At 51.2% G+C, this 7,761-nt stretch carries 6 protein-coding genes and 1 CRISPR repeat array; all 6 genes read right to left on the bottom strand.

Annotated features, from left to right (window positions below):
• Positions 1-8: 8 nt before the first annotated feature.
• Positions 9-2,166: a CRISPR direct-repeat array (repeat unit 32 nt; unit sequence ATTTCAATCCACGCTCCCGCACGGGGAGCGAC).
• Between the two features lie 170 nt (positions 2,167-2,336).
• The 6 genes from cas2 to cas5c are packed head-to-tail and all read right to left on the bottom strand — an operon-like array spanning position 2,337 to position 7,618.
• On the bottom strand, positions 2,337-2,627 hold the full coding sequence (cas2, locus tag H9X81_RS08325) for a CRISPR-associated endonuclease Cas2 (RefSeq protein WP_204721207.1): 291 nt from the start codon (positions 2,625-2,627) through the stop codon (positions 2,337-2,339).
• A 10-nt stretch (positions 2,628-2,637) separates the two neighbouring features.
• Positions 2,638-3,669: a type I-C CRISPR-associated endonuclease Cas1c gene (cas1c, locus tag H9X81_RS08320; RefSeq protein ID WP_204721205.1), complete on the bottom strand. Its 1,032-nt coding sequence runs from the start codon at positions 3,667-3,669 to the stop codon at positions 2,638-2,640.
• Positions 3,666-4,328, bottom strand: a complete 663-nt coding sequence (gene cas4, locus H9X81_RS08315; RefSeq protein WP_204721203.1) for a CRISPR-associated protein Cas4 — start codon at positions 4,326-4,328, stop codon at positions 3,666-3,668. Before cas4 ends, cas1c begins: the two co-directional genes overlap by 4 nt.
• Positions 4,325-5,221, bottom strand: coding sequence for a type I-C CRISPR-associated protein Cas7/Csd2 (gene cas7c / locus H9X81_RS08310; protein ID WP_204721202.1), 897 nt, complete (start codon positions 5,219-5,221; stop codon positions 4,325-4,327). The genes cas4 and cas7c overlap by 4 nt, the downstream gene beginning before the upstream one ends.
• Positions 5,214-6,959, bottom strand: a complete 1,746-nt coding sequence (cas8c, locus tag H9X81_RS08305; protein ID WP_204721200.1) for a type I-C CRISPR-associated protein Cas8c/Csd1 — start codon at positions 6,957-6,959, stop codon at positions 5,214-5,216. Before cas8c ends, cas7c begins: the two co-directional genes overlap by 8 nt.
• Positions 6,956-7,618 (bottom strand): type I-C CRISPR-associated protein Cas5c, encoded by a 663-nt coding sequence (gene cas5c / locus H9X81_RS08300; RefSeq protein ID WP_204721198.1) that lies wholly within the window; start codon positions 7,616-7,618, stop codon positions 6,956-6,958. Before cas5c ends, cas8c begins: the two co-directional genes overlap by 4 nt.
• Positions 7,619-7,761 lie beyond the last annotated feature (143 nt).

The following is a 7,761-nucleotide window of genomic DNA, read 5'->3' as shown; positions in this document are numbered from 1 at the left end:
AATTAAACATTTCAATCCACGCTCCCGCACGGGGAGCGACCATTCCCGGCTATATTATGGTAACCAAACCTGAAATCATTTCAATCCACGCTCCCGCACGGGGAGCGACACGTTCGTTCATAGCGTAGTCCATGAGATCTTGATTTCAATCCACGCTCCCGCACGGGGAGCGACATGCCAACGCAGCGGATGCCAGGGGGGACATACGATTTCAATCCACGCTCCCGCACGGGGAGCGACAGATGCCAACGCAGCGGATGCCAGGGGGGACATACGATTTCAATCCACGCTCCCGCACGGGGAGCGACCATAGAACGAGAGAGCAGCCAACAGCACGCAGCCATTTCAATCCACGCTCCCGCACGGGGAGCGACATCATACTTCCGAGGGTCAAGAGTAGCCGTGAAATTTCAATCCACGCTCCCGCACGGGGAGCGACTTCCAGAGGCCTCGATCGAGCTAAAACGATAAAAATTTCAATCCACGCTCCCGCACGGGGAGCGACGGGATAGAGCAGCAAGCCGAGCCGATCACTAAAATTTCAATCCACGCTCCCGCACGGGGAGCGACTATCAAAAATCAGATCAAAGAAAGAAGTCAGAGCCATTTCAATCCACGCTCCCGCACGGGGAGCGACGCATGTGAAGCGGCTTCGCCGGCGAGCTGATAAAGATTTCAATCCACGCTCCCGCACGGGGAGCGACGGGTCATCAGGTACGCAGCGGACAAACGGACAATCCATTTCAATCCACGCTCCCGCACGGGGAGCGACCATCATCAAGACTATTGTCATGCAGACCATAACAAATTTCAATCCACGCTCCCGCACGGGGAGCGACCTGCCAAGGAGGATTGACAGGATAAGCCCAAGCAATTTCAATCCACGCTCCCGCACGGGGAGCGACGGTACTGACTGACGATATAAGCGCAGCTATCACATTTCAATCCACGCTCCCGCACGGGGAGCGACCAATCAGACCACCGAGCCAGCCGTCCGGGTCATCATTTCAATCCACGCTCCCGCACGGGGAGCGACAGCCGTCCACCCTCTGACCCAACCTCAAAAATAAATTTCAATCCACGCTCCCGCACGGGGAGCGACCGAGATAGCCAGCAGCACGCAGCCGATCAGCCAATTTCAATCCACGCTCCCGCACGGGGAGCGACCCAGAGACAAACAATCACCTCCTTCAAACATATACATTTCAATCCACGCTCCCGCACGGGGAGCGACCAGCAAAGTAGCTTACAAAAAGAGTATACACCAGAATTTCAATCCACGCTCCCGCACGGGGAGCGACACAGAACGAGAGAGCAGCCAGCAGCACGCAGCCATTTCAATCCACGCTCCCGCACGGGGAGCGACCAACCAGCACACAGCCAGACAGCGACCAGGGGCAAAAATTTCAATCCACGCTCCCGCACGGGGAGCGACCACCTTCAAAACATGTACAAATCAAGACAAACAAATTTCAATCCACGCTCCCGCACGGGGAGCGACATTCCAGCGCCGCGGAAGCTGTAGCACTCATACGATTTCAATCCACGCTCCCGCACGGGGAGCGACGCGAGCCGATCTACTGCCGACAGTACACCTACAACGAATTTCAATCCACGCTCCCGCACGGGGAGCGACTAACAACATAACCACCGCAAACCTTGACAACAACATTTCAATCCACGCTCCCGCACGGGGAGCGACTCTCAACAGAGCTTTATCAGCCTGTGTAAGGCTTATTTCAATCCACGCTCCCGCACGGGGAGCGACGGCATACCCCCCCATATCAACCACAAGCGCCCTATTTCAATCCACGCTCCCGCACGGGGAGCGACGCTACCGCTACTATTACCACTGCAACCACTCAGGTTATTTCAATCCACGCTCCCGCACGGGGAGCGACCAATTTGCTTTTTATTCATCTATTACCACCTCTATATTTCAATCCACGCTCCCGCACGGGGAGCGACGCACAAGGGCATTGTAGAGCCTTATAGAGCCATTAATTTCAATCCACGCTCCCGCACGGGGAGCGACCTGATGCAATGCGCCCATTGTACCGGATATATGGATTTCAATCCACGCTCCCGCACGGGGAGCGACTTTGTAAAGTCGGCGGCGCGCATGGGCAACAGCATTTCAATCCACGCTCCCGCACGGGGAGCGACAGCAAATTTGGACAAATTTGATATGTAAAATTTGCCGGAATTTGATATAAATACTGGAATCTGTCAAAAAATAGTTTGTGATAAACCATGATAAAAGCAGGAATGCGATGAAAAAACCGCATTGCAAGGGTGCGAACCGTCCGGCGATTGATGTGTGCTGACGCTTCGCACTACAAAATCAGAGGATCTTCCGGCATATAAGAGGGTTTGCATCCGAAGTGCTCTATTTTTTGTTCATAGTGTTTCCCGAGGTAATAGAATCGCATACTGTCTTTTTCCGGATTCATAATCGATATCAATTTTGCTTGCAGAAGTTTGCATTGGGCTGTATCCAGCAGACATTCAAACACAGAGTTTTGAACACGCTGTCCGTAATTGGTGCATTGTCTGGCGATTTGACGCAGACGTTTGCGCCCAGCAGGATCCTCTGTATTGACATCATAAGTAATCAGTACCAGCATAATAATATTCTCACTTCCATAAAAATGGTGGATATGACTCCAGATCTTCTCTCAGATAACGTGCCAAAAGCATAGCCTGCAGATATGGAACCAATCCCCATGGCACTTTTTCATCAAGAAATGGGTGAGTGATAATCTCCTTTTTCCGCTCCTGCCATTTTTTCAGAAAAGTGCGTCTTCCGCTCTCATTGAGAAATACAGCACCATTTTCACGGTAGTCAAAATCAGATTTGCGGAAGATGTGATTGTTAATGCAGGATAAGACGAAACGGTCTGCTATGCATGGCCGGAATTCTTCCATCAGATCCAAAGCCAGAGAGCTACGTCCCGGCCGGTCACGATGAAGAAAGCCTACATAAGAATCCAATCCTGTGCTTTCCAGTGCCGAGGCACAGTCATGGGAGAGCAAGCTGTAGGAAAAGGATAGCAACGCATTGACTGGATCAAGCGGTGGCCGTCGGGATCGTGAATGGAAAAAGAATACAGATTGATCATTCAGAATTAACTGATCAAATACACTGAAATAGGCAGTAGCTGCAGCTCCTTCCAGTCCCCGAAGACTGTCCAAATTATCCTGACACAACAGCTGTGGCAGCAGCGCTTTCATCTGATCCGATACCTCGCCCAAGTGGTTGCTGTTCACCCGAAGGCCGTGATCCCGTCGGGTACGCTGAATGCTCCAGCGGGCATTATAGACTTTTCCGAAAATCATATTGCGAGCAATGACACAGCTTTGCATCGGGTCATCCGCAATCCGGTACTGGGTACGGCGCAGCAGTACATTTCCGTTGGATTCTCCGGTAACCCGGGCTAAAAATTTTCCGCGGGGAGTACAAAAAGACAGAGAGATCCCTCTTTGCGCACAGGCGCCCATCAATGCCGGTGAAGCTCCTGGATAGGAAAAGGAAATAATAGAGGACAGGGTATGGAGGGGATAACGGGCAGCAACTGTCTTATCCCGATTAGCAACCACATTTTCTCCATCCAGTGAAAGGTAGATGTCCTCAGAGGTTACAAATAAGGTATTAAGCAACTGTCTCATTGATCGTCCTCCATTGCCTTCTGTAAATAAGAGTCTAGCTTTTTGCTCTTCATCAGTGCAGGCAGACACAAATCCTTCAGGGAGCAGGCATAACAACCTTTGGATGGTTTTACCTTTGGCGTGTATCCCCGGCAGTAAAGCTGATGCATTTCTTCTGTCATGGTATAAACCTGCTGTCTCAGCGGGAGAGTAAAGGGAACCACGACACGACGGCGGGTCTCTCCGTAGAAAAGGGCACCTTCCGGGATCTTGCAGCAGAGCATTTCCTCCAGACAGATCGCTTGTGCGCACAGCTGCAGTTCATCTGCCTGATGTTCTTTAGGAGAACCGCGTTTGTACTCTACCGGGTAAGGAAGCCAGAGTCCTTCTTCCTGGTGCAGTGATATTCCGGCAGGATCCTGATGGAATTCCACCACATCGCACTTGCCGGAAATCCCCAGGGTTGGGGACGATACAGACAACCCACGCAAAATCAAAATAGTTCCGCGCTTTTCACGGATGGCCTCGTCATGGGCGCGGCGATGCATCAAATCGCCTTCCACAGTGCGTAAATTGTCCTGCCATTGCTGTTCAATGTGAATCAGCGCCCATTGACGGCGGCAGAAGGCGAAATGCTGCAGTCCGGAAAGCTGGAGGTACTCTTCCTGGTTGTAATTCATCTCATGCGCTCACAGACAACGCCGGCAGGAAGGGCATCCTCATCCACATGGACTACATAATCCTGATAGGATCGGGCAGGCGCGGAAGAATCAGGATCCTTGCGGGTAACAGTGACAGCATCGAAGAGTTTCCATGCAGGAGCGCAGCCCAGTTCGCTGTCATGTTTGAAAACGATCAGTTCCCGTACTGCCATCTTTCCCCGGGCAGCGGAGCGATCGTATTCAAACATATTGAGAATCGCTTCCCACAACAGTTTCAGATCCTCTTCTGAAAAGCCAGTGGTTTTCCGGGCCAGGTTGGCGGAGATATAGCCCTCACACCGGTAGAGCCCGTACGGAATGATATATTTCCGGCCCATCTCGGTGCCCTTCTTTTCAGCATCTTCTTCCGTGGTGATGGCAACCCGGGTGATGGTGATCTCCTGGGGTACAACCGGGTCTACACTGCGGGCAAAGCCCAGCTGTACCGGTCCGCGGACCTGTCCGCAGTTGAGAGCCGCTTTTACAAAAGTGGTCATCACTGCGCCAAAGGTTCGGATATCGTAAAAGTTTGCACACATCCAGTCCCGGATTTTTCTGTCCAGATCCGGATCAGCCTTCTTCTTTTCCTTGATGTTCTTATCGGTGACATCCAGCTGTTTGTAAGCCTCTGCATCATTCCGGTTGAGGGGAACTCCGTCTTTGACATAGATGCGGTATCCGGCAACGTCCTCTTTGACTGTTTCTACATAGTTCCGGATCTTCCGCTTCAGGCACACATCAGTTACAAGTCCCAGACCGGTTTCCGGATCCACACGGGGCATATTGCCGGCGTCAGGGTCGCCATTGGGGTTTCCGTTTTCCACATCGAAAAGAATCACAAATTCATATCGGTTTTTGATCGGTTCAGACATTTTCCTTTTCCTCCTTTTTTTCAAAACGTGCCTGAGTCTGATGGTAATATCCAAGCTGGAAAGAGCCCTGTTGAGGCAGATTCAGATGGGAGGGGTAATTTTCACCCAGTTTAGAAAAGATTGCGGTCAGCTGCTTATTGTAATAGGTGCGCAGCCCGGGATCCAGTTGTTTGAGATGTTTTTGAGCGAGGTTCGTCAGTACAGGAAATACCATCGCAGGAGTTGCCGATGCTGAGTTGAAATACTTGTCTTTAATTGTTGTGTTGACGCCCGGATTGGCAGCAGACTGAATTGCTTCCAGTACAGAGAACAATCGTCCAAGATTGTAAGGAATATTGCAGCTGTCAGGATTGAGAGACACGGTCAAGACCTCCTTCGGAATGTCAGGATTGGGATTTTTCAGATAATATGCCTTCAGGATCGCTGCTCGCCCCGGGGTAATAGCGTGCTCCGCCCGGATGCGGAGCGTTACACCATTGAGCAGGCTGACCGGATAGCAGGTATTGGTGAGAATGGCCCGCATTACATCACCGGACAGGTTGGGGGCTGGTGATTTATCACGGCTGTTCTGGTTTACGGTCTCACTGAGCAGTTTCCAGAGGGAAATGGTGTCAGATTTATCATAGGAAGGCCGGACAATTTCCAGACGCTGCTGATGCGCCTGAACATTCCGCAGAAAAGCCCCGAAACTGTTTTTCAGGAAAAACCGCACCGAAAGCCGGGCCGCGTTGGGAGAGAGCCCCAGGATGTAAAACTCCATATCGGGATCCAGCAGCTCTTCGTTCAGTTCCACGGTATTGCCTGCACACAGGTTTTTCAGAGCGGACTGCAGCTCTTCCAGCGTATAGGAGGGTTCTGATTGACCGAAGGAAAACCACCCCATAAAATCCTGATAGACATTGCCGCCGCATTTAGCCCAGCAAACCACAGTGGTGTCGCCCACATGGTGGACATGCTCCCAATCTGCGAGCAGATGGTTGAGGGAAGCGGTATAGGCAAAGGCGGCGTATTTGCTGGTAGGGGCATTATAATTTTGTTCTTTACCATAAGAACAAAAGGCCGGAGCATTAAAAGATACCAGTGCTGCACCGCTGGACTGTGCTCCCTGAACATTTTTGATGGCAGGATGAATGCTCTCCACCGGTCCATATTTTCCGGTGACCAGACAAACCATGGAAGGACCATCGCCTGCCGCTTGATAGTGTTCATTCCATGCTTTCCGGATCATAGAATCCTGTTGGATATAGGTTCCATTGAATCGGAATACCAGATTGACGCCGGATAAGATTTCATCCAGGCAATGGGCAAGGGCTGGATGGGTGATTGCCTGTTCCGGCTGCCAGGTCTGGAAAAAGGCCAGAATCGCCCGGGCGGCAGGCGTGCTGACCTGGCTCAGCAGGTTCTCATGGAGTTCTTTGGCTGCTTTAAAACAGTCAAGAGCCCGCTGGGGCCTTCCTTTGTTATCCACTCCAAGCAGATAGGTGGAGCTGTCCCACAGAAAATTGGCTGCGATGCCGCTGGAGCGCTTTACAGGAGCGGGAAGTTCCATTGCTTGAGGTGCTATCACCGTTTTACTCCCTTTTTTCTGTTCTGTCTGAGTGGAAATGACCTGCTCCAATGTTCCATCCTCACGGATGCATAAGGCGTAGGCGATCCTGACTTCATTCCAGCCAGGGGGAGAAATCTCACCTCGGTCTGCCAAAGTCTGGTAGTATCTTGTCAGTGCCTGCAGGATCATCGCCGCACCTCCTCACTGTCAAGCGGCGGTACTTCCAGTACACCGTCCTCGAGCATTCCCCGGAAAAAGAGGGGAGTGATGTTTTCAGGATGTGTGTAATCCATATCATACAGCATCCAGCCCAGATCCCGTTTTCCCTTTAATTCTTCCGGGCAGGAGGGGAGAGCTTCACACAGACGAAACTGAGCAGGAAATTCACGGCAGCCAAAACAGGGTTGGTGGTAAAACTGTCCCTTTTTGATCCGACGTTTGATTATATCCTGAAATTTGCCCGGATTATCTCCAGGGGAGGCTTTCTCGGTCATTGTAAAGTGCGCTTCGATGACATAGCGTACATCCCGCAGAAGCATAGCTGCCCGCTGCTGAATATCCTCCGAAGTACAGAGGTACAATTCTCCTGTTCCCCGTTCCATGACGGTGCGGGCATTTCGTGCAGAGATGGTGGATTTGACCTCGTTGCGCCGCAGGTTTGTGAAGCGGATGGGGGCACAGACATGAATGCGATCGATGTGCCAGCGCATTCCCGGATGCCAGTAGATCGCTTCAATCAGTCCCCGGGCCGCTGAGGGGGTGATGATATCATAGCTTACTCTTTCGGCCTTCATTTCCGGACGGGTAAACAGAGCATAATCTCCCCAGACTTCCAGTTTAATGGACACAGATGTCACTCCTTTCTGTTAGTTTTAATTTGTTTGATTTCACTGTACCACATTACTAAGTAAAAGTCAATTTAACATTTCTAAATCAAAGAAAAATTTGCAATTTAGCAGAGTTCTATGCTATACTGAATGGGTCACAGAAA

The organism is Hydrogenoanaerobacterium saccharovorans (assembly GCF_016901815.1).
GTDB lineage: Bacteria > Bacillota > Clostridia > Oscillospirales > Ruminococcaceae > Avimicrobium > Avimicrobium caecorum.
Note: the sequence above shows the minus strand (reverse complement) of the source record. Positions and strands in the feature narration are given on the sequence as shown.